Below are 21095 nucleotides of genomic sequence, written 5' to 3' on the forward strand. Positions count from 1 at the left end.
GCGAGCGGGAGTCGAGTCATGACGACAGCTTCTGCACCACGCGTCGTCGCCCTCGGCGGCGGCCACGGCCTCTACGCAACGCTGTCGGCGGCCCGCCGGCTCACCCCCCACGTGACGGCCGTCGTGACCGTCGCCGACGACGGTGGTTCCTCGGGCCGGCTGCGCAGCGAACTCGACGTGATCCCGCCAGGTGATCTGCGAATGGCGTTGGCGGCATTGGCCTCTGACAGTCCGCACGGCCGGTTGTGGGCGACCATCATCCAGCACCGGTTCGGTGGGAGCGGCGCCCTGGCCGGCCACCCGATCGGCAACCTGCTGCTGGCCGGCATCAGCGAGGTGCTCGCCGATCCGGTCGCCGCACTCGACGAGTTGGCCCGCATCCTGGATCTCAAGGGCCGGGTGCTACCGATGTGCCCGCTGGCCCTGCAGATCGAGGCCGACGTGGCCGGGTTGGAAGCCGACCCGCGGATGTTCCGGGTGATCCGTGGTCAGGTGGCGGTGGCCACCACCGTCGGGCAGGTGCGCCGGGTGCGGCTGCTGCCCGGTGACCCGCCGGCCACCCGGCAGGCCGTCGACGCGATCATGGCGGCCGACCTGGTGGTGCTGGGCCCGGGCTCGTGGTTCACCAGTGTCATCCCGCACGTGCTCGTGCCCGGCCTGGCGGCCGCTCTCAACGCCACCACCGCCCGCCGGGCGCTGGTGCTGAATCTGGCCGCCGAACCGGGGGAGACCGCCGGGTTCTCCGCCGAGCGACACATCCACGTGCTGGCCGCCCACGCACCCGGGTTCAAGGTGGACGAGATCATCATCGACGCGTCGCGGGTGCCCAGTGATCGGGAACGCGAACAACTGGCACGCACTGCCAGCATTCTCGGTGCTCAAGTCGAGTTTGCTGACGTTTCAAGACCTGGTACACAGTTACATGACCCGTCGATGCTGGCCGCTGCGCTGGAGGGTGTGCGGGTGCGTGGCCCGGGGCGTGCGGTCACCGGCGACCTACCGACGGCCCCCTCCCCGGCGCGGCCGCTCGGCTTGCAACACGGTGAACACGGGCAGCGATCAATGAACGGACCGAGGGGGGACGACTCGTGGCGATGACGGCCGAGGTCAAGGACGAGCTGAGCCGCCTGGTCGTGAATTCGGTCAGCGCCCGGCGCGCCGAGGTGTCGGCCCTGCTGCGATTTGCCGGCGGCCTGCACATCGTTGCCGGTCGGGTGGTGGTCGAGGCCGAGGTCGACCTCGGCATCATCGCGCGCCGGCTGCGCAAGGACATCTACGACCTGTACGGCTACAACGCCGTCGTCCATGTGCTGTCGGCCAGCGGTATCCGCAAGAGCACCCGCTACGTCGTGCGGGTGGCCAAGGACGGCGAAGCCCTGGCGCGACAGACGGGCCTGCTGGATCTGCGCGGCCGCCCGGTGCGCGGGCTGCCCGCCCAGGTCGTCGGCGGCAGCGTCAACGATGCGGAAGCCGCCTGGCGCGGCGCCTTTCTGGCGCACGGCTCACTGACCGAGCCCGGCCGGTCCTCGGCGCTGGAAGTCAGCTGCCCCGGCCCGGAGGCCGCGCTCGCGCTCGTCGGCGCCGCCCGCCGGCTCGGGATCAGCGCCAAAGCCCGCGAGGTGCGCGGCAGTGACCGCGTGGTGGTGCGCGACGGTGAGGCCATCGGCGCACTGCTGACCCGGATGGGCGCCCAGGACACCCGGCTGACCTGGGAGGAACGCCGGATGCGGCGCGAGGTGCGGGCCACCGCCAACCGGCTGGCCAACTTCGACGATGCCAACCTGCGGCGCTCGGCGCGGGCCGCGGTGGCCGCCGCCGCGCGGGTGGAACGTGCCCTGGACATCCTGGGCGACACCGTGCCCGACCATCTGGCCCAGGCCGGCCGGCTGCGCGTCGAGCACCGCCAGGCCTCCCTGGAGGAGCTGGGCCGCCTCGCCGAACCCCCGATGACCAAAGACGCAGTGGCCGGCCGTATCCGGCGACTGCTGTCGATGGCCGACCGCAAGGCCAAGCAGGACGGTATCCCCGATACCGAGTCGGCCGTCACTCCTGATCTGCTCGAGGACGCCTGATCGTTTCCCGGGTGGCCGGGCGTTCGTGACCCGGACGTGCGTCCTGCCCTGCGGAGGGACGGCTGAATCGATCGCTCGGCCGCTGCGGCCCGACGTCCTCGGAAGCGTTCGTCCGCCGCGGACCGGGTGCCCGATCCCACGGGCGATCGGCGATCGGTAGGTCTGCCGTCATCGTCTCCACCAGGTCTGCCGTCATCGTCTCCACGATGACCTCCTGGTCGGCCTGCGGTTCTTCGACGGTGGCAACCGTGGCGTCGATCTCGGTGGCGGGCTCGGCGGCCGATCCGACGGTGTCGGTGTCGCCGGCTGGTGGGACGCTTTCGGTCTCGAGCACGTCCTGGACTGCGACTGCCGCGGCATCGGGATCTGCTGTGTCGACGATCGGCGTGTCTGATTCTCCGGACTCCGTCTGTCGTGCCGTGGTCTGTCGTGCCGTGGCTGTATCCGCATCGGCGGTGCGGACGCCGTCGACCGCATCGCCGACGGCCGTGGCCGTCAGCGCGGTCTGTGCCGCCGCGGTAGCCCCGCCGGTGATCGAGCTGATCAACCCGACCACGGCGTCGACAATCCCCTGGACCAACTGGGTGAAACCGCTGAACGACGCCGTGACCATCGACGCGATGCTGGTGACGAAGCTCTGGGCGGCTTTGACCAACGCGGCCAGCATGTCGGGGATGGTGCCGCCGGAAGTGGACTCACCGGGGTCGACGGTGACCGGTTGGCCGGTGATCCAGGCCTTGACGACCTCGACGACCGCCTTGGCCGTCCAGCCGTCGGTGAACAGGCCGAGGTTGTCTTCGACGATCGACGATCCTGTCGCAGAGTCGACAAGCGAGTACAGGAAAGCCGGTCCGACCCCGGTCAACTCGGACCAGGTGGACAGGAAGTCGGCGATGTAGGCGGCCTGGTTGGCTTCGCTCACCTGACTGGACGGCTGACCATATTCGGTGACCCAGATCAACAGATCGCTGTCGCCGTTGGCGTCCATGATCTCGCGCAACTCGGCAAGCTGCTTGATCGCCGAGTTCGCGAACGTGGTGCCTTCGGAGAACATGCTGGTGTAGTTGTACGGATGGAAGGACAGGGCGTCGAAATAACCGGCGGCACCGGCCTCGTACATCTGGGCCAGGAAGTCCACAGGATTGATGGTCAGCGTGCCGATGGAGATACCGGTGCCCAGCGCGCCGGCGACCACCGTGGCGTCGAGGTCGACGGCTTTGATCGCGGTGTAGGCGGCCTTCAGTAGTTCGGTGTACTGCGCGGCATCAGGCTCCGGGTACCACCCAGTGAAGCCGTTGGGCTCGTTCCAGACCTCGTAGGCGGAGATCTTCGCCTCACCATCGTTGGCCGCAGTGCCGTAACGCTCGGCAAGGGCACCCACAAAATCGGCATAGGCGGAGCTGGTGCTCGGTTCGCCGTTCGCAACCAGGCCGCCGTAATCCGACGCCCAGGTCGGTGTACTCGTCACGCCGGCGACGACCGCGAGGCCGTAGGCCGCGGCGGTATCGAGTACCAGGTCCGCCTGCATCCAGTCATAGGTGTTGTCCGCCGTCTCGATGGCTCGCCACGGCAGAAACACCCGAATCTGGGTGATTCCCAGGCTCTGCAGCTGCTCCATCGCGACCGTCAGCTGCTCGGCGGTCATGAAGTACAGACCGGAATCGGCGATACCGACCGTCGACGAGGACGTGTCGATGGTGGCGATCAGGACCATCGGCTGCGACCGTGCAGTCAGTTGCACGTCTTTTTTGTGGGGCAGCTCGATACCCGCGGCAACGAGTGCGACGGCGAGAATGGGAATCCACAACATCTGCACGTTACGGACGATGCGGACGAAAAGTTCTTTCATCGGAATCACCAATCTCGGAGGCGTAACTGTGCGCCGATCTAAAGCCATTTTCCAGCTAACGTCAAGTAATTGAGTAATGAAGGACTGCTTTTATGAGAACTGCCCCCGAACTGTGCACTATGGCAAATATTAGGCGATTTGTTGAGGTGTCGAAGCACTGGGGCAAACCTGCATTTCAGAAGTGAAACCTGCGGATTGCAGCCATAGAATGTGTCTGCGGGAAAGGATTCTGGCAAGAATTTCGAGGCGAATAATAATAGTCACAGTATTCGCATAGCCAGCTCAAAGCGAATTCATATGAATAATGATTGCCAAGACTTCTGTGTATGAAGAATTGCGTCGATGACCGAACGTGCCGCGGCGTTCCAATCAGGCCTGTGCCGAGCCATCTGACCAGCCTGCACACGGCCCAACCGGCACCACTAGGCTGACGTGCGAGCAGTTCACCGCGATTTCCCCACAACTAGGAGAGACACCGTGACCATCCGGGTAGGCGTTAACGGCTTCGGGCGCATCGGCCGCAACTTCTTCCGCGCCCTGGACGCGCAGAAGGCGGCGGGCAAGAACACCGACATCGAGATCGTCGCGGTCAACGACCTGACCTCGAACGCCTCGCTGGCGCATCTGCTGAAGTTCGACTCAATCCTGGGCCGGCTGCCCTATGACGTGAGCCTCGAAGGCGACGACACCATCGTCGTCGGCGATCAGAAGATCAAGGCGCTGGCCATCAAGGAAGGCCCGGCGGCGCTGCCCTGGGGTGACCTCGGCGTGGACGTCGTCGTCGAATCCACCGGCATCTTCACCAAGCGCGACAAGGCCCAGGGCCACCTGGACGCGGGCGCCAAGAAGGTCATCATCTCCGCGCCGGCCACCGACGAGGACATCACCATCGTGCTCGGCGTCAACGACGACAAGTACGACGGCAGCCAGAACATCATCTCCAACGCCTCGTGCACCACGAACTGCCTCGGCCCGCTGGCCAAGGTGCTCAACGACGAGTTCGGCATCGTCAAGGGCCTGATGACCACCATCCACGCCTACACCCAGGACCAGAACCTGCAGGACGGCCCGCACAGCGACCTGCGCCGTGCCCGCGCCGCCGCGCTGAACATCGTCCCGACCTCCACCGGTGCGGCCAAGGCCATCGGCCTGGTGCTGCCGGAGCTGAAGGGCAAGCTGGACGGCTACGCACTGCGGGTGCCGATCCCCACCGGCTCGGTCACCGACCTGACCGCCGAGCTGCGCAAGCCCGGCACCGTCGACGAGATCAACGCCGCCATGAAGGCCGCCGCCGAGGGACCGCTCAAGGGCATCCTGAAGTACTACGACGCCCCGATCGTGTCGTCCGATATCGTCACCGACCCGCACAGCTCGCTGTTCGACTCGGGCCTGACCAAGGTCATCGACAACCAGGCCAAGGTCGTCTCCTGGTACGACAACGAGTGGGGCTACTCCAACCGGCTCGTCGACCTGATCGCCCTGGTCGGTAAGTCGCTGTAGCCGATGGTTGCCACTCTCGACGATCTGTTGAAAGAGGGTGTCGAGGGTCGGGGCGTACTCGTACGCTCCGACCTGAACGTCCCCCTCGACGGCTCGACGATCACCGATCCGGGCCGCATCATCGCCTCGGTCCCGACGCTGAAGGCGCTGGCCGAGGCCGGCGCCAAGGTGGTCGTCACCGCGCATCTGGGGCGTCCCAAGGGTGAGCCGGATCCGAAGTTCTCGCTCGCCCCGGTGGCCGCGGCGCTGGGGGAGCAGCTGGGCCGCCACGTCCAGCTCGCCGGTGATGTGGTGGGCACTGATGCGTTGGCCCGCGCCGAAGGCCTGACCGACGGTGACGTGCTGCTGCTGGAGAACATCCGTTTCGACCCGCGCGAGACCAGCAAGGACGATGCCGAGCGGCTCGCCTTGGCCAAGGCGCTGGCCGGGCTGGTCGAGGGCGCCGACGGCACTCCCGGCGCGTTCGTCTCCGACGGTTTCGGTGTGGTGCACCGCAAGCAGGCCTCGGTGTACGACGTCGCGACCCTGTTGCCGCATTACGCCGGCACGTTGGTGGCCACCGAGGTCGACGTGTTGGCGCAGCTCACCAGCTCGACCGAGCGGCCGTACGCCGTGGTGCTGGGCGGATCCAAGGTGTCCGACAAGCTCGCGGTCATCGAGAACCTGGCGACCAAGGCCGACAGCATCGTCATCGGCGGCGGCATGTGCTTCACCTTCCTTGCTGCCCAAGGGGTTTCGGTCGGTACCTCGCTGCTGCAGGAGGAGATGATCGATACCTGCAAGAAGCTGCTGGAGACCTACGGCGACGTCATCCACCTGCCGGTGGACATCGTGGTGGCCGACAAGTTCGCCGCCGATGCCACCCCGGAGACGGTGGCCGCCGACCAGATCCCTGAGGGCAGGATGGGCCTGGACATCGGGCCCGAGTCGGTCAAGCGGTTCACCGCGCTGCTGTCCAACGCCAAGACGGTGTTCTGGAACGGCCCGATGGGTGTGTTCGAGTTCCCGGCGTTCGCGGCCGGCACCAAGGGTGTGGCCGAGGCCATCATCGGGGCGACCGGCAAGGGCGCGTTCAGCGTGGTTGGTGGCGGGGACTCCGCGGCCGCGGTGCGCCTGCTCGGCCTGCCCGAGGACGGTTTCAGCCATATCTCGACCGGCGGCGGCGCGTCGCTGGAATACCTCGAGGGCAAGACCCTGCCCGGTATCAATATTCTCGATTAGACGGACTGGAGGCAAAAAGACATGGCCCGTAAGCCGCTGATCGCCGGCAACTGGAAGATGAACCTCAACCACTTCGAGGCCATCGCCCTGGTGCAGAAGATCGCATTTGCGTTGCCGGACAAGTACTTCGACAAGGTCGACGTCACCGTCATCCCGCCGTTCACCGACCTGCGCAGCGTGCAGACGCTGGTCGACGGAGACAAGCTGCGGCTGACCTACGGCGCGCAGGACGTGTCCAAGCACGACTCGGGCGCCTACACCGGTGAGATCAGCGGCGCCTTCCTGGCCAAGCTCGGTGTCACCTTCGCCGTCGTCGGGCATTCCGAGCGTCGCACCTACCACGGTGAGACCGACGAGATCGTGGCCGCCAAGGCCGCGGCCGCGCTCAAGCACGGCCTGACGCCGATCGTCTGCATCGGTGAGCAGCTGGAGATCCGCGAGGCCGGTAACCACGTGGAATTCAACGTGGAATCGCTGCGCGGCTCGCTGGCGGGGCTGAAGGCCGAGCAGATCGCCAACGTGGTGATCGCCTACGAGCCGGTCTGGGCGATCGGCACCGGCCGGGTGGCCAGTGCCGCCGACGCACAGGAAGTCTGCGCGGCCATCCGTGCCGAACTGGGCAACCTGGCCTCGGCCGAGATCGCGGCCGGCGTGCGGGTGCTCTACGGCGGTTCGGTGAACGCCAAGAACGTCGGTGAGATCGTCGGGCAGACCGACGTGGACGGTGCGCTGGTCGGCGGTGCCTCGCTGGACGGCGAGCAGTTCGCTACGCTGTCGGCCATCGCCGCCGGCGGCCCGCTGCCGTGATCTGTGATTTCGGCGCGCTCGCGTACGCTGCGCATACGTTTTCGCGCCGAAATCACCTCCGTGTAGGCTGACCGGCATGGAACTTGCCCTGCAGATCTTGCTGGTCATCACCAGTCTGTTGGTGGTGCTGCTGGTACTGCTGCACCGTGCCAAGGGTGGTGGCCTCTCCACGCTGTTCGGTGGCGGCGTGCAGTCCAGCCTGTCCGGTTCGACGGTCGTCGAGAAGAACCTGGACCGGCTGACCATGTTCGTCATCGGCATCTGGTTGGTGTCCATCGTCGGCATGGCGCTGCGGATAAAGTACAACGCTTGATCTCACCCGTCCTCGGGTGAGTGAGCCCGGCCCATTCGTGGGCCGGGCTTTTTGTTGTCGGCCGGTCCGATCGCGCGGCAGAGGGGACCTCGCTCTGCGGGTCCGGCGCACGGCGTCGATAATTGTCGGATGGCTGACGGACCTGATATCGCACTGGACCCGGTTGGATCTGTTCATCGCACCCAGGTGGGCCGGGAGGCCACCGAGCCGATGCGACAGGACATCCGGTTGCTCGGCGCGATCCTCGGGGACACCGTGCGAGAACAGAACGGCGATACGGTTTTTGATCTCGTCGAGCAGGCGCGGGTCGGGTCCTTCCGGGTGCGCCGCTCCGAGATCGACCGCACCGAACTGGCGGACCTGTTCCGCGATATCGATGTGCACCTGGCCATTCCGGTGATCCGGGCGTTCACCCACTTCGCCCTGCTGGCCAATGTGGCCGAGGACATCCACCGCGAACGGCGCCGGGCAGTCCACGAACAGGCCGGTGAGCCCCCGCAGGACAGCAGCCTGGCCGCCACCTATCTCAAGCTCGACGCCGCCGCCCTCGACGGTGCCGTCGTCGCCGAGGCGCTCAGCGGCGCACTGGTGTCGCCGGTGATCACCGCTCACCCCACCGAGACCCGGCGCCGCACGGTGTTCGACACCCAGCACCACATCACCGAGCTGATGCGGCTGCGGCTGCACGGATTCAGCCGTACCGACACCGGCCGGGACATCGAGACCGAGCTGCGCCGCGACATCCTCACGCTGTGGCAGACCGCCCTGGTACGACTGTCGCGCCTGAAGATCTCCGACGAGATCGAAACCGGGTTGCGCTACTACCCGGCGGCCTTCCTGGAGGTCATCCCGCGCGTCAACGCCCAGGTGCGCACCGCGCTGCAGCAACGGTTCCCCGGAACCGATGTGCTGGCCCAACCGATCCTGCGGCCCGGATCATGGATCGGCGGCGACCGGGACGGCAATCCCAATGTCAACGCCGAGGTGGTGCGCCTGGCCTCCGGCCGTGCCGCGTTCACCGCGTTCGACCACTACTTCGTCGAGATCACCGCGCTGGAAGAGGAACTGTCGCTGTCCTCGCGGCTGGTCCGGGTGAGCGCCGCGCTGACCGAATTGGCCGATGCCTGCGCTGAACCCGCGCGTGCCGACGAACCCTACCGTCGGGCGCTGCGGGTCATCCACGCCCGGCTGACCGCGACCGCCCGCCGGATCCTGGACCGTCAGCCCGCACTGGAGCTGGACCTGGGGATGGCACCCTACGAGAATCCCGCCGAGCTGCTGGCCGATCTGGACATCGTGGACGCCTCGCTGCGCGAGCACGGCAGCGCCGTGCTCGCCGACGACCGGTTGGCCAGGTTGCGGGAGGCGGTGCGGGTCTTCGGTTTCCACCTGTCCGGGCTGGACATGCGGCAGAACTCCGAGGTGCACGAGCAGGTGATCGCCGAACTGCTGGCCTGGGCGGGCGTGCACCCCGACTACGCCTCGCTGTCCGAGGACGAGCGGGTCAGCGTGCTGGCCGACGTGATCGGCACCCGCCGCCCGCTGATCGGACCCGGTGCCGAGCTGTCCGAGCTGGCCGCCAAAGAGCTGGGCATCGTCCATGCGGCGGCTCGGGCGGTGAAAGTCTTCGGCCCGCAGGCGATCCCGAACTACATCATCTCGATGTGCCAGTCCGTATCGGACATGTTGGAGGCCGCCGTCCTGCTCAAGGAGGCCGGCCTGCTCGATGCCACCGAGGGTGCGGTGTATGCGCCGGTCGGCATCGTCCCGCTGTTCGAGACCATCGACGACCTGCAGCGCGGGTCAGCGATCCTGGAAGCGACGCTGGATCTCTCGGTGTACCGGGCGCTGATCGATGCTCGCGGCGGTCAGCAGGAGGTCATGCTCGGCTACTCCGATTCCAATAAGGACGGCGGTTACCTGGCAGCCAACTGGGCGCTGTATCGGGCCGAGTTGGACCTGGTGGAGTCGGCCCAGAAAACCGGAATCCGGTTGCGGCTCTTCCACGGTCGCGGCGGCACCGTGGGACGCGGCGGTGGACCCAGTTACGACGCCATCCTGGCGCAGCCGCCCGGTGCGGTGAAGGGTGCGTTGCGCATCACCGAGCAGGGTGAGGTGATCGCCGCCAAGTACGCCGAACCGCGTATCGCCCACCGCAACCTGGAGACCCTGTTGGCCGCCACCCTGGAATCGACGCTGCTCGACGTCGAAGGCCTGGGAGACAGCGCCGACGCCGCCTACACCGTGCTCGACGATCTGGCGGCCCGCGCCCAACGCGCGTACGCCGAACTGGTGCACGAGACACCGGGTTTCGTCGAATACTTCAAGGCGTCGACCCCGGTCAGCGAGATCGGAGCACTCAACATCGGCAGCCGGCCGACCTCACGCAAACCGACCACCGCCATCTCCGATCTGCGGGCCATCCCGTGGGTGCTCGCCTGGAGCCAGTCGCGGGTGATGCTGCCCGGTTGGTACGGCACCGGCAGCGCCTTCGAGGAATTCATCGACGGCGACGATGCCAATCTGGAGGTCCTGCGCGATCTCTACAAGCGCTGGCCGTTCTTCCGCACGGTGCTGTCCAACATGGCGCAGGTGCTGGCCAAATCCGATATGGGACTGGCCGCGCGGTACTCCGAGCTGGTGGACGACGAGGAGTTGCGCGCCCGGGTGTTCGACAAGATCGTCGCCGAACACGAACGCACCGTGCGCATGCACGGCCTGATCACCGGACAGGACGACCTGCTGGCCGACAACCCGGCCCTGGCGCGCTCGGTGTTCAACCGGTTCCCGTACCTGGAACCGCTGAACCACCTGCAGGTCGAACTGCTGCGGCGGTACCGCTCCGGTGACGAGGACGAGTTGGTGCAGCGCGGCATCCTGCTCACGATGAGCGGGTTGGCCACCGCACTGCGCAACTCGGGTTAGATCCGGGCGGTCTTCCGGACCACGTCGACGACCTTGCGCACTGCATTCTCGGTGGCGGCCACGGGAGCGACCAGGGTCTCGGCGACGCCGACCAGGGTGTCGACACGTTCGACGATCAGCTCCATCCGGTCGACCACGCCGAACAGGCGCTGCGCCAGCTGGTCGATGCTGGTGATCGTCGCGTTGAACCGGGCCATGGTGGTGTCCAGGCTCTCGATCGACTGATTCAGGTCGATCACCGTCACCTCGAGGTCCGCCAGCAGCGTCTCGACCTGGCCAAACGTCATATCGGCGTTCAGTGCGGCCTGCGTCAACGTCTTGATGCGCTGCCGTCCTGGTGCCGGGCGGGTGCGCTCGCCCTTACCGCCGGTGGGATCTGCCATGGCTCACAGTATGAACCGAATGGGAACCGATCACGGCGACCGTGCGTCTAACCGTGTGTGAGCAACGTGTGTAGTTTCCGCTGGCGGGTACACGAGGACGGCCTCAGCGACCGCGCCGTCGCCGACTATCTGGCCGGCTACGGTGAGGCGCTGGCCGATGAGGACGGCCGCGAGTAGACCGGGGTCAGAGCTTGCCGGCGGCAGCCTTGTCGAGCAGCCAGACCGTCTTGTCGCGGCCGGTCGCCCCGGCGGCGGGGATGTCGACCGGGGCGGCCCCGTTGATCGCGGCAGCGGCGGCTTCGGCCTTCTCGGCGCCGGCCACCACCAGCCACACCTCCCGGGCGCGCCGCACCGCAGGCAGCGTCAGCGTGATGCGCCGCGGCGGTGGCTTGGGGGAGTCGGTGACGGCGATGACCAGCCGCTCGGTCTCCTTGACCGCGGGGGTGTCCGGGAACAGTGAGTTGATGTGGCCCTCGCCGCCCATACCGAGCAGATGCACATCGAACTCGTCCGGCAGCACCTTGGCATAGGCCCGTGCCGCCCTTTCGATGTCGTCGCCGAACTCACCGTCGGAGGCGGCCATCGCGTGCACGTTCTCGCTGGGTATCGCGATGCTCTCCAGCAGTGCCTCATAGGCCTGTCGGTAATTACGATCGGCATCGTCACGAGGCACGTAACGGTCGTCGCCCCAGTACAGGTGCACCTTGGTCCAGTCGATGTCATTGCCGAAACCGGTCACATGGCGCAGCAACGCGATCCCCACCGTCCCACCGGTCAGCACCACGTCGGCGCGGCCCCGGTTGACGATCGCCGACGTGATGACGCCGACCAGTCGTGCCGCTGCGGCCTTGGCCAATTCGGTTGCGTCGAGATAGGTCTCGACCACCTGCTCAGACATACGTCACCTTGTCGATTCCCTGCAGTGCTTCGTAATAGATGTCATCGGAGTCCAGCCGACGCATGTCCTCGGCCAGACAGTCGCGGGTCTCCCGGCGCGCCAACGGAATCTGCGCCTCCGGTTTGCCGGTACGGGTGAGGGTCGCGGTCACACCCTCCTGCGGACGGCGCAGCGTGATGGTTTCGCTGGACCGGGTCAGCTCGACCTTCAGTTCGCCCACCTTACGGGTCACCGGGCAGTCCAACCGGCCGGCCAGCCAGCCGGCCAGGATGTCGAGCGCCGGTTCTTCTTTCAGTCCGGACACCACGACCGCGGTGATCGGCTCGTGTGGGGCCTGGTCGACCGCGGCGGTCAGCAGTGCCCGCCAGTAGGTGATGCGACTCCACGCCAGGTCGGTGTCACCCGCGGTGTAACCGGCCAGCCTGCTCTTGATGCAGGCCAGCGGGTCCTCGCCGTTGGTGGCATCGGTGATGCGGCGAATGGCCAAGCGGCCCAGTGGATCCTGCGCGGGCACCGCGGGCGCCAGATCCGGCCACCAGGTCACCACCGGGGTGTCGGGCAGCAGGAACGGGGTGACGACACTGCTGGCGTGGTTGGCCAGCGGACCCGACAGTCGCAGCACCACCACCTCGTTGGCGCCGGCATCACTACCGACCCGGATCTGGGCGTCCAGCCGGGCCTCGGTGGCCAACCGGTCACCGGGAATGACCACGATCACCCGGCACGGGTGTTCGCGGCTGGCGGCGTTTGCCGCGCCGATCGAATCTTCCAGCACCGCTTCGGTATCCGGTGCGATCACCAGGGTCAGCACGCGACCGAGGGTGATCGCACCGCCCTCCTCGCGCAGGGCGACGATCTTCTTGTTGATGGCACCGGTATCGGTGTCGGGCAGGTCGATGATCATGGTGCTGTTCCTGACAACATCACGGCCGCCTCCATTCACGTCCGGTCCGGCGCAGCATCTCGAATGCCGATTCCGGCCCCCAGGTGCCGGATTCGTAGGCGTCCGGCTTGCCGTGGGTGGCCCAGTATTCGAGCGCGGGATCGAGGATCTTCCAGGACAATTCGACCTCGGCATTGACCGGGAACAGTGACGGCTCCCCGAGCAGCACGTCCAGGATCAGTCGCTCGTAGGCCTCGGGGGATTCCTCGGCGAACGCCGACCCGTAGGAGAAGTCCATGCTGACATCCCGGACCTCCATGGCGTTGCCGGGGACCTTCGAGCCGAACCGCAGCGTGATGCCCTCATCCGGCTGCACCCGGATCACCAGGGCGTTCTTGCCCAATTCCTCGGTCATGGTGGCGTCGAACGGCAGATGCGGGGCCCGCTTGAACACCAGCGCGATCTCGGTGACCCTGCGGCCCAATCGTTTTCCGGTGCGCAGATAGAACGGCACGCCGGCCCACCGCCTGGTGTCGACGTCGACGGTGATCGCCGCGAAGGTCTCGGTGATCGAGGTCTTGGAGAACCCCTCTTCGTCGAGCAGCCCGACGACCTTCTCACCACCTTGCCATCCCGCCGCGTACTGGCCACGTGAGGTGGTCTGGTCCAGCGGCTCGGCCAACCGGCTGGCGGCCAGCACCTTGATCTTCTCGGCCTGCAGTTCAGCGGGGGAGAAACTGACCGGCTCCTCCATCGCGGTGAGGGCCAGCAGCTGGATCAGGTGGTTCTGGATGACGTCACGGGCGGCGCCGACACCGTCGTAATAGCCGCCGCGACCGCCCAATCCGATGTCCTCGGACATCGTGATCTGCACATGGTCGACGTAGTGCGCATTCCAGATCGGTTCGAACATCTCGTTGGCGAACCGCAGCGCCAGGATGTTCTGCACCGTCTCCTTGCCCAGATAGTGGTCGATGCGGAACACCGACGATTCCGGGAACACGCTGTTGACCAGCCCGTTGAGCTCCTCGGCGCTGGACAGGTCGTGACCGAACGGCTTCTCGATGACCACCCGGCTCCAGTTGTCACCGTCTTTGGCGGCCAGACCCGACCGGGACAACTGCTCGAGCACCTGCGGGAACGCCTTGGGCGGAATCGACAGGTAGAACGCGTGATTGCCGCCGGTGCCGCGTTCGACGTCGAGGGTGTGCAACGTCTCGGCCAACCGGCCGAAGGCGGCATCGTCGTCGAAGGCGCCCTGAACGAACCGGAAACCCTCGGCCAGCCGGTCCCACACCTCCTGGCGGAATGGGGTGCGGGCGTGCTGCTTGACCGCATCGTAGACGACCTGGCCGAAATCCTCGTCCCGCCAATCCCGGCGGGCGAACCCGACCAGGGCGAAACTCGGCGGCAGCAGGCCGCGGTTGGCCAGGTCGTAGATCGCCGGCATCAGCTTCTTACGGGCCAGATCGCCCGTGACACCGAAGATGACCACCGCGCACGGCCCCGCAATACGGGGCATGCGCTTGTCGCGCTTGTCCCGCAGCGGGTTCATCCAGCCGTCAGCCATCACTTCTTGGCGGCGTCGAGCTGTCCCTGGGTGGCTTCGAGCAGTTCGCCCCACGACTTCTCGAACTTGTCCACGCCCTCGTCTTCGAGGACCTTGAACACGTCGGGCAGGTCGATGCCGAGCGAGGCGAGCTTGTCGAAGACGATGGCCGCCGTCTCGGCGGTGCCGGAAACGGTGTCACCGGTGATCTCGCCGTGGTCGGCGACGGCGTCCAGCGTCTTTTCCGGCATGGTGTTGACGGTGTTGGCCGCGACCAGTTCGGTGACGTACAGCGTGTCGGAGTAGTCCGGGTTCTTCACCCCGGTCGAGGCCCACAGCGGGCGCTGCACCCGGGCACCGTCGGCGGCCAGCGGTGCGAAACGCGCACCGCCCGCGAACACCTCCTGGTAGGCCGCATAAGCCAGCCGCGCATTGGCGAGCCCGGCCTTGCCGCGGGAATCCAGCGCCGCGTCGGTGCCGATCTTCTCCAGTCGGGCGTCGATCTCGGTATCCACCCGGGACACGAAGAACGATGCGACGGAATGGATCCTGGACAGGTCGTGCCCGGCTTCCTTGGCCTTTTCCAGACCCGCCAGGTAGGCGTCCATGACGGCCTTGTGCCGTTCGACGGAGAAGATCAGCGTCACGTTGACCGAGATGCCCTCGGCGATGACCGCGGTGATGGCGGGCAGGCCGGCCAGCGTGGCGGGGATCTTGATCAGCAGGTTGGGCCGGTCGACGATCTTCCACAGCTCGATGGCCTGCAGGATCGTCTTGTCGGTGTCGTTGGCCAGCCGCGGGTCCACCTCGATGGATACCCGGCCGTCGACACCGTCGGACGCCTCGTAGGTCTTGGCGAACAGGTCGCAGGCGTTGCGGACGTCATCGGTGGTGACGGTGCGGATGGTCGCCTCGACGTCGGCGCCCTGGGCGGCAAGCTCGTTGACCTGCTCGTCGTAGGCGTCGCCCTTGGACAGTGCGGCCTGGAAGATCGACGGGTTGGTGGTCACCCCGACGACACTCTTGGTGGCGATCAGATCGGCCAGGTTGCCGGTCTGGAGCCGCTCCCGGGACAGATCGTCGAGCCAGACGGAGACGCCGGCGGCGGACAGTGCTGCGAGATTTGCATTCTGGGACATGGTGTTTCGCCTACCTTTTAGTTATCGGCGACCGCGGTGCGGTCAGTTGTCCAAAGTTCGTTCGGCGGCTGCGACCACGGCTTCTGCGGTGAAACCGAACTCGCGGAACAACGTCTTGTCATCGGCGGACTCGCCGTAGTGCTCGATCGAGATGATCTCGCCCGTGTCGCCGACGAGCTTGTGCCAGGGCTGCGCGATCCCGGCCTCGACCGCCACCCGGGCCGAGACGCCCGGGGGCAGGACCGAATCGCGGTATTCCTTGGGCTGGCTCTCGAACCATTCGACGCAGGGCATCGAGACCACTGCAGCGACGATGTCCTTCTCTGCGAGCGCCTTCTTGGCCTCCACGGCCAACTGCAGCTCCGACCCGGTGGCAATGATGATCACCTCCGCATCGGCGGCATTGTCGCCGCCGAGCACGTAGCCGCCCTTGGCGACACCGTCGGAATCGGTGCCCTCCAGTACCGGGATTCCCTGCCGGGTCAGGATGAAACCGACCGGGCCGGAGCTGGAACCACGCGAGACGATGCTGCGCCAGGCGTAGGCCGTCTCGTTCGGGTCGCCGGGGCGCACCACCGACAGGTTCGGGATCGCCCGCAGCGCCGCCAGATGTTCGATCGGCTGATGGGTCGGGCCGTCCTCGCCGAGGCCGATCGAGTCATGCGTCCAGATGTAGATGGTGTCGATGTCCATCAACGAGGCCAACCGCACCGCGGGCCGCATGTAATCGGAGAACTGCAGGAAGGTGCCGCCGAACGCCCGGGTGGGGCCGTGCAGCACGATGCCGGACAGAATCGAGCCCATCGCATGCTCACGGATACCGAAGTGCAGCACCCGGCCGTAGGGGTCGGCGGTGAAGTCCTCGGTGGAGATGCTCGGCGGGCCGAACGACTTGACGCCCTTGATGGTGGTGTTGTTGCTGCCCGCGAGATCGGCAGAGCCGCCCCACAATTCGGGCAGCTTCGGGGCGACGTCGTTGAGCACCTGGCCGAACGCGGCGCGGGTGGCGACCGCCTTGGAGCCGGGCTCCCAGTAGGTCAGGTCGGCATCCCAGCCCTCGGGCAGCTCCTGCGCCTCCAGGCGGTCCAGCAGCTTCTTGCGCTCCGGTTCACGCTGGGCCCAGGCGTCGAAATCCTTCTGCCAGGACGCGTGCGCCTCGGCGCCACGCTCGACCAGCTTGCGGGTGTGGGCGATGACCTCGTCGCGCACCTCGAAGTTCTTCTCCGGGTCGAAGCCCAGGATCTTCTTGGTGGCCGCGACCTCGTCGGCGCCCAGTGCCGAGCCGTGCACACCACCGGTGTTCTGCTTGGTGGGGGCGGGGTAACCGATGATGGTGCGCAGCGAGATGAACGACGGCTTGTCGGTGACCTTTTTCGCGGCGGCCACTGCTTCTTCTATGCCGACGACGTTCTCGCCGCCCTCGACCTCCTGGACATGCCAGCCGTAGGCGCGGTAGCGGTCGGCGACGTTCTCGCTCAACGCGATATCGGTGTCGTGTTCGATGGAGATGTGGTTCTTGTCGTAGAACACGATCAGGTTGCCCAGCTGCTGGGTACCGGCCAGCGAGGAGGCCTCACTGGTGACGCCCTCTTCGATGTCACCGTCGGAGGCGATCACGTAGATGTAGTGGTCGAACGGGCTCTCGCCGGCCGCGGCGTCGGGATCGAACAGGCCGCGCTCGTAGCGGGCGGCCATCGCCATGCCGACCGCCGAGGCCAGGCCCTGGCCCAGCGGGCCGGTGGTGATCTCCACACCCTTGGTGTGCCGGAACTCGGGGTGACCGGGGGTCTTGGACTTCCAGGTGCGCAGCGACTCGATGTCCTCGAGCTCCAGACCGAACCCGCCCAAGTACAGCTGCAGGTAGACGGTCAGGCTGGAATGGCCGCAGGACAGCACGAACCGGTCGCGACCGATCCAGTGCGTATCGGACGGGTCGTGGCGCAGCTGGCGCTGGAACAGCGTGTAGGCCAGCGGGGCCAGGCTCATGGCGGTGCCGGGATGGCCGTTGCCGACCTTCTGCACGGCGTCGGCGGCCAGCACACGCACGGTGTCCACGGCGGTCGAGTCGAGCTCGGTCCAGTCGTCGGGATGGTTCGGTTGTGTGAGGGCAGAGATTTCTTCGACGGTGGTCACTACCTTCACTCCTACTTTCGCGAAACGGTGGACATGCTTCCTCGAACAGCCTAGTGCCGGAGATTTATCCGTCGCAGGCCGGTTAGTGCAGGTTTGAGCACCTGTTCACGTCGAACTAACGCGGAACCCACCCTGCGGTGTCGGGTCGATCCGGGTGCGGTCTACCATCGTCTGTAGTAGAAGCCCGTATGACCCCTGCCCGAGGAGTTGTTTGCGTGAGCCTTCGCGAGCGCCGGCCGGTCAGTGGGGCGCCGAACCGGCTACGGACCACCGTCTTTGCCTACGTGGCGCTGACGAAGCCGCGCGTGATCGAATTGCTGCTGGTCACCACCATTCCGGCGATGTTGCTGGCCGACCGCGGCACCGTCGACCCACTGGTGATCCTGAACACCCTGATCGGCGGCATGATGGCCGCCGCCGGGGCCAACACGCTCAACTGTGTGGCCGACGCGGATATCGACAAGGTGATGAAACGCACCGCGCTGCGGCCGCTGGCCAAGGCGTCGGTGCCGACCCGTAACGCGCTGATCTTCGGTCTGATCCTGACGGTCGGGTCGTTCGCCTGGCTGTGGTGGACCACCAACCTGCTCTCCGGGGTTCTCGCCCTGGTGACCATCGCGTTCTATGTGTTCGTCTACACGCTGCTGCTCAAGCGGCGGACTTCGCAGAACGTGGTGTGGGGCGGCGCGGCCGGATGCATGCCGGTGATGATCGGCTGGTCGGCGGTGACGGGCACCATCCAGTGGCCCGCCCTGGTGATGTTCCTGATCATCTTCTTCTGGACACCGCCGCACACCTGGGCACTGGCCATGCGCTACAAAGAGGACTACAAAGCAGCCGGGGTGCCGATGTTGCCGGTGGTCGCCACCGAGCGGCAGGTCACCAAGCAGATCCTGATCTACACCTGGCTGACGGTGCTGACCACGCTGACGCTGGTGCTGGCCACCGGCTGGCTGTACGCGTCGGTGGCGGTGCTGGCCGGGGTGTGGTTCCTGGTGATGGCACACCAGCTGTACTCGGGTGTGAAGCGCGGGGAACCGGTGAAACCGCTGCGACTGTTCCTGCAGTCCAACAACTACCTGGCCGTGGTGTTCTGCGCGCTGGCGGTGGATTCCGCGTTGGCGCTACCGACACTGTTCTGATCGCAGCGTCCGACTTGTCCCGGTAACCCGGGCGAAACGGGCCGGGTACGCCGCGCGCCTAACGTCCTCGAGTCATGACGAAGGCTCTGAAGCATCCGGCCCTGCAGATCGGTATCGCCGCGATCGGTGGCATCCTGTTCGGCCTGATCGTCGGCGACTGGGCGGCCAATCTCAAGTTCGTCGGTGACATGTTCATCCGGCTGATCCAGATGTCGATCGTCCCGCTGGTGATGGCTTCGGTGATCGTGGCGACCGGGTCGATGACGGGCACGGGTACCGGCAAGATCGCGGCCAGGACCTTCAAATGGATGCTGTCCTTCTCGCTGGTCGCCGCGCTGTTGGCATACGGTCTGAGTGCCCTCATCCGGCCCGGCGCGGGCATCGAGTTCAGCGGCCCCGTCGACGCCGACCTGCAGGAGTCGGCGTCCGAGGCACTCGGCTGGCAGGAGACGCTGCTCAACTTCGTCTCGACCAACGTCTTCGCCGCGATGTCGACGGCGACCATGGTGCCGATCATCATCTTCTCGCTGCTGTTCGGCATCGCCCTGCGCCTCCAGATCACCAAGACCGGCGATACGAAGGTGCTCAGCTTCATCGACCAGATCCAGCAGATCGTGCTCACCATGATCCGGCTGGTCATGTACATCGCGCCGATCGGGGTGTTCTGCCTGCTGGCTGCGCTGGCCGGCGATGTCGGTTTCGCGGTGGTGACCACCGCGCTGAAGTACCTGGGCGCCAACCTGCTCGGTGTCATCGTGCTGTTCGTGCTCTTCGTCGCGGTGGTCACCGCCCGCACCCGGCTCAATCCCTGGCTGCTGCCGGGCAAGCTGACCGAACAGACCGCCATCGCCATCACCACCACCAGCTCGGCGGTGACCTTCCCGACCGTCCTGAAGAACACCGTCGAGAAGGTCGGGGTCAGTCAGAAGGTGGCCAACTTCACCCTGTCGATCGGGCTGACGATGGGGTCCTACGGCGCGGTGCTCAACTACATGATCGTCGTGATGTTCCTGGCCCAGGCCGGCGATATCGAACTGTCCTTCGGCCAGATCGTGCTCGGCATGGGCCTGGCGATCCTGCTCAACATGGGCACCATCACCGTGCCCGGTGGGTTCCCCGTGGTCGCGATGTTCCTCGCGACATCCCTGGGCCTGCCGTTCGAGGCGGTCGGCCTGCTGATCGCCGTGGACTGGTTCGCCGGGATCTTCCGGACATTCCTCAACGTCAACGGCGACACCTTCGTCGCGATGCTGGTGGCCAACGCCGACGACGAGATCGACCGGGACGTCTACAACGGCACCAAGACCGTGGTCGCCGAGGAGATCGACATGAACGAGTACTCCGACGCGATGGCGAGGGCCGATCAGGCCGACTGATTGCTGGCTACGATGCGGTTATGACCTTCCGCTGGCTGATCAGGGGCCTGGCCGGGCTTCTCATGGTGTTTGCCCTCGCGGCGTGCTCGGCCGGCGCTCCGCCGGGTGGTCCGGGAACGGTCCAGGAGTTCAAGTCCGGCAGTGGGTCCGCACCGGAACCGCTGACCGGTCCGGCGACCGACAATGCGCCTCAAGAGGTACCGAAGGCACCGCCGACGGCCCAGCGCGACATCGTCAAGACGGCCACCATGACCCTCACGGTGGCCGAGTCGGACACCCCGATCGCGGTCGCCGACAAGGCCGCGACCTTGGCCACCGATGCCGGTGGCCGCATCGACAGTCGCACCGAGTACGGCGGGTCCACGCTCGACCGGGCCCGCGTGACGCTCACCCTGCGGGTGCCCGCCGACAAACTCGACGGCGTCATCGACGGCCTCAAGGGACTGGGCACCGTCGACTCGCTGGACATGAAGGCCGACGACGTCACCAACCAGCGCGTCGACCTGGACGCCCGGATCAAGGCGTTGCAGACCTCGGTCGATCGGCTGCTGGCGATCATGCGCGACGCCCGGGATCCGTCGGCACTGATCGAGGCCGAGAGTGCGCTGTCACAGCGCCAGGCCGACCTGGACAGCCTGCGCGCCCAGCGGGCGGCTCTCGGTGACCAGATCGCCTACAGCACGCTCACGGTCGACGTCATCGCCCCGCTGACCGGCGGACCCGCGCCCCAGCAGTATCAGGGCTTCTTCGGGCAGGTTGAACGCGGCTGGGATGCCTTGGTGGACACCGGAACACAGCTGTTCCTGCTCGTCGGGCTGATGCTGCCGTGGGCAGGGGCTGCCCTGGTACTGCTCGCCGTGCTCGTCGGGATGATCAAGTTGGCCAAGCGTCGGAGCTGAGTCCGC

At 66.6% G+C, this 21095-nt stretch carries 17 protein-coding genes; 10 read left to right on the forward strand and 7 right to left on the reverse strand.

Features of this window, described 5'->3' with window-relative positions; translation table 11 throughout:
• Positions 1–18 precede the first annotated feature (18 nt).
• Entirely contained in the window at positions 19–1098 is a 1080-nt protein-coding gene (locus ACLBYA_RS09525; RefSeq protein WP_447709148.1) for a gluconeogenesis factor YvcK family protein, read from the forward strand.
• Complete coding sequence (whiA, locus tag ACLBYA_RS09530) at positions 1095–2072, forward strand: DNA-binding protein WhiA (protein ID WP_447709412.1); 978 nt, start codon at positions 1095–1097, stop codon at positions 2070–2072. The genes ACLBYA_RS09525 and whiA overlap by 4 nt, the downstream gene beginning before the upstream one ends.
• On the opposite strand, the gene ACLBYA_RS09535 is transcribed toward whiA, so the two are convergent.
• Entirely contained in the window at positions 2044–3921 is a 1878-nt protein-coding gene (locus ACLBYA_RS09535; protein ID WP_447709149.1) for a cellulase family glycosylhydrolase, read from the reverse strand. The two genes, whiA and ACLBYA_RS09535, sit on opposite strands and share 29 nt — an antisense overlap.
• A gap of 477 nt (positions 3922–4398) precedes the next feature.
• Between ACLBYA_RS09535 and gap the strand changes: the two genes are divergently transcribed.
• From gap to ppc, 5 genes are all read left to right on the forward strand, one after another.
• Positions 4399–5421, forward strand: coding sequence for a type I glyceraldehyde-3-phosphate dehydrogenase (gene gap, locus ACLBYA_RS09540; RefSeq protein ID WP_447709150.1), 1023 nt, complete (start codon positions 4399–4401; stop codon positions 5419–5421).
• 3 nt (positions 5422–5424) lie between these two features.
• Entirely contained in the window at positions 5425–6642 is a 1218-nt protein-coding gene (locus ACLBYA_RS09545; RefSeq protein ID WP_447709151.1) for a phosphoglycerate kinase, read from the forward strand.
• A gap of 21 nt (positions 6643–6663) precedes the next feature.
• On the forward strand, positions 6664–7449 hold the full coding sequence (tpiA, locus tag ACLBYA_RS09550; protein WP_447709152.1) for a triose-phosphate isomerase: 786 nt from the start codon (positions 6664–6666) through the stop codon (positions 7447–7449).
• A 76-nt stretch (positions 7450–7525) separates the two neighbouring features.
• Positions 7526–7762 (forward strand): preprotein translocase subunit SecG, encoded by a 237-nt coding sequence (gene secG, locus ACLBYA_RS09555; protein WP_447709153.1) that lies wholly within the window; start codon positions 7526–7528, stop codon positions 7760–7762.
• A 129-nt stretch (positions 7763–7891) separates the two neighbouring features.
• Complete coding sequence (ppc, locus tag ACLBYA_RS09560; RefSeq protein WP_447709154.1) at positions 7892–10687, forward strand: phosphoenolpyruvate carboxylase; 2796 nt, start codon at positions 7892–7894, stop codon at positions 10685–10687.
• Here ppc and ACLBYA_RS09565 read toward each other — a convergent pair.
• From ACLBYA_RS09565 to tkt, 6 genes are all read right to left on the reverse strand, one after another.
• On the reverse strand, positions 10684–11070 hold the full coding sequence (locus ACLBYA_RS09565) for an ATPase (protein ID WP_447709155.1): 387 nt from the start codon (positions 11068–11070) through the stop codon (positions 10684–10686). The genes ppc and ACLBYA_RS09565 overlap by 4 nt on opposite strands.
• A gap of 184 nt (positions 11071–11254) precedes the next feature.
• Positions 11255–11968 carry a 6-phosphogluconolactonase gene (gene pgl / locus ACLBYA_RS09570; RefSeq protein WP_447709156.1) on the reverse strand — a complete coding sequence of 238 codons (714 nt, stop codon included), beginning with the start codon at positions 11966–11968 and terminating at the stop codon, positions 11255–11257.
• Complete coding sequence (gene opcA / locus ACLBYA_RS09575; RefSeq protein ID WP_447709157.1) at positions 11961–12872, reverse strand: glucose-6-phosphate dehydrogenase assembly protein OpcA; 912 nt, start codon at positions 12870–12872, stop codon at positions 11961–11963. Before opcA ends, pgl begins: the two co-directional genes overlap by 8 nt.
• Positions 12873–12891: 19 nt before the next feature.
• Positions 12892–14421 (reverse strand): glucose-6-phosphate dehydrogenase, encoded by a 1530-nt coding sequence (gene zwf, locus ACLBYA_RS09580; protein WP_447709158.1) that lies wholly within the window; start codon positions 14419–14421, stop codon positions 12892–12894.
• The gene (gene tal, locus ACLBYA_RS09585) at positions 14421–15539 is read right to left on the reverse strand and encodes a transaldolase (protein WP_447709159.1); all 1119 of its coding nucleotides are present in this window, start codon (positions 15537–15539) and stop codon (positions 14421–14423) included. Before tal ends, zwf begins: the two co-directional genes overlap by 1 nt.
• A 42-nt stretch (positions 15540–15581) precedes the next feature.
• Positions 15582–17672 carry a transketolase gene (gene tkt, locus ACLBYA_RS09590; RefSeq protein ID WP_447709160.1) on the reverse strand — a complete coding sequence of 697 codons (2091 nt, stop codon included), beginning with the start codon at positions 17670–17672 and terminating at the stop codon, positions 15582–15584.
• A gap of 215 nt (positions 17673–17887) precedes the next feature.
• On the opposite strand from tkt, the gene ACLBYA_RS09595 reads away from it, so the two are divergent.
• The 3 genes from ACLBYA_RS09595 (at position 17888) to ACLBYA_RS09605 (ending at position 21089) form a co-directional block, all read left to right on the forward strand.
• The gene (locus tag ACLBYA_RS09595; RefSeq protein ID WP_447709161.1) at positions 17888–18814 is read left to right on the forward strand and encodes a heme o synthase; all 927 of its coding nucleotides are present in this window, start codon (positions 17888–17890) and stop codon (positions 18812–18814) included.
• A gap of 74 nt (positions 18815–18888) precedes the next feature.
• Positions 18889–20190, forward strand: a complete 1302-nt coding sequence (locus tag ACLBYA_RS09600) for a dicarboxylate/amino acid:cation symporter (protein WP_447709162.1) — start codon at positions 18889–18891, stop codon at positions 20188–20190.
• A 20-nt stretch (positions 20191–20210) separates the two neighbouring features.
• The gene (locus tag ACLBYA_RS09605; protein WP_447709163.1) at positions 20211–21089 is read left to right on the forward strand and encodes a DUF4349 domain-containing protein; all 879 of its coding nucleotides are present in this window, start codon (positions 20211–20213) and stop codon (positions 21087–21089) included.
• Positions 21090–21095 lie beyond the last annotated feature (6 nt).

The sequence above is a fragment of the Mycobacterium sp. C31M genome (assembly GCF_053345865.1).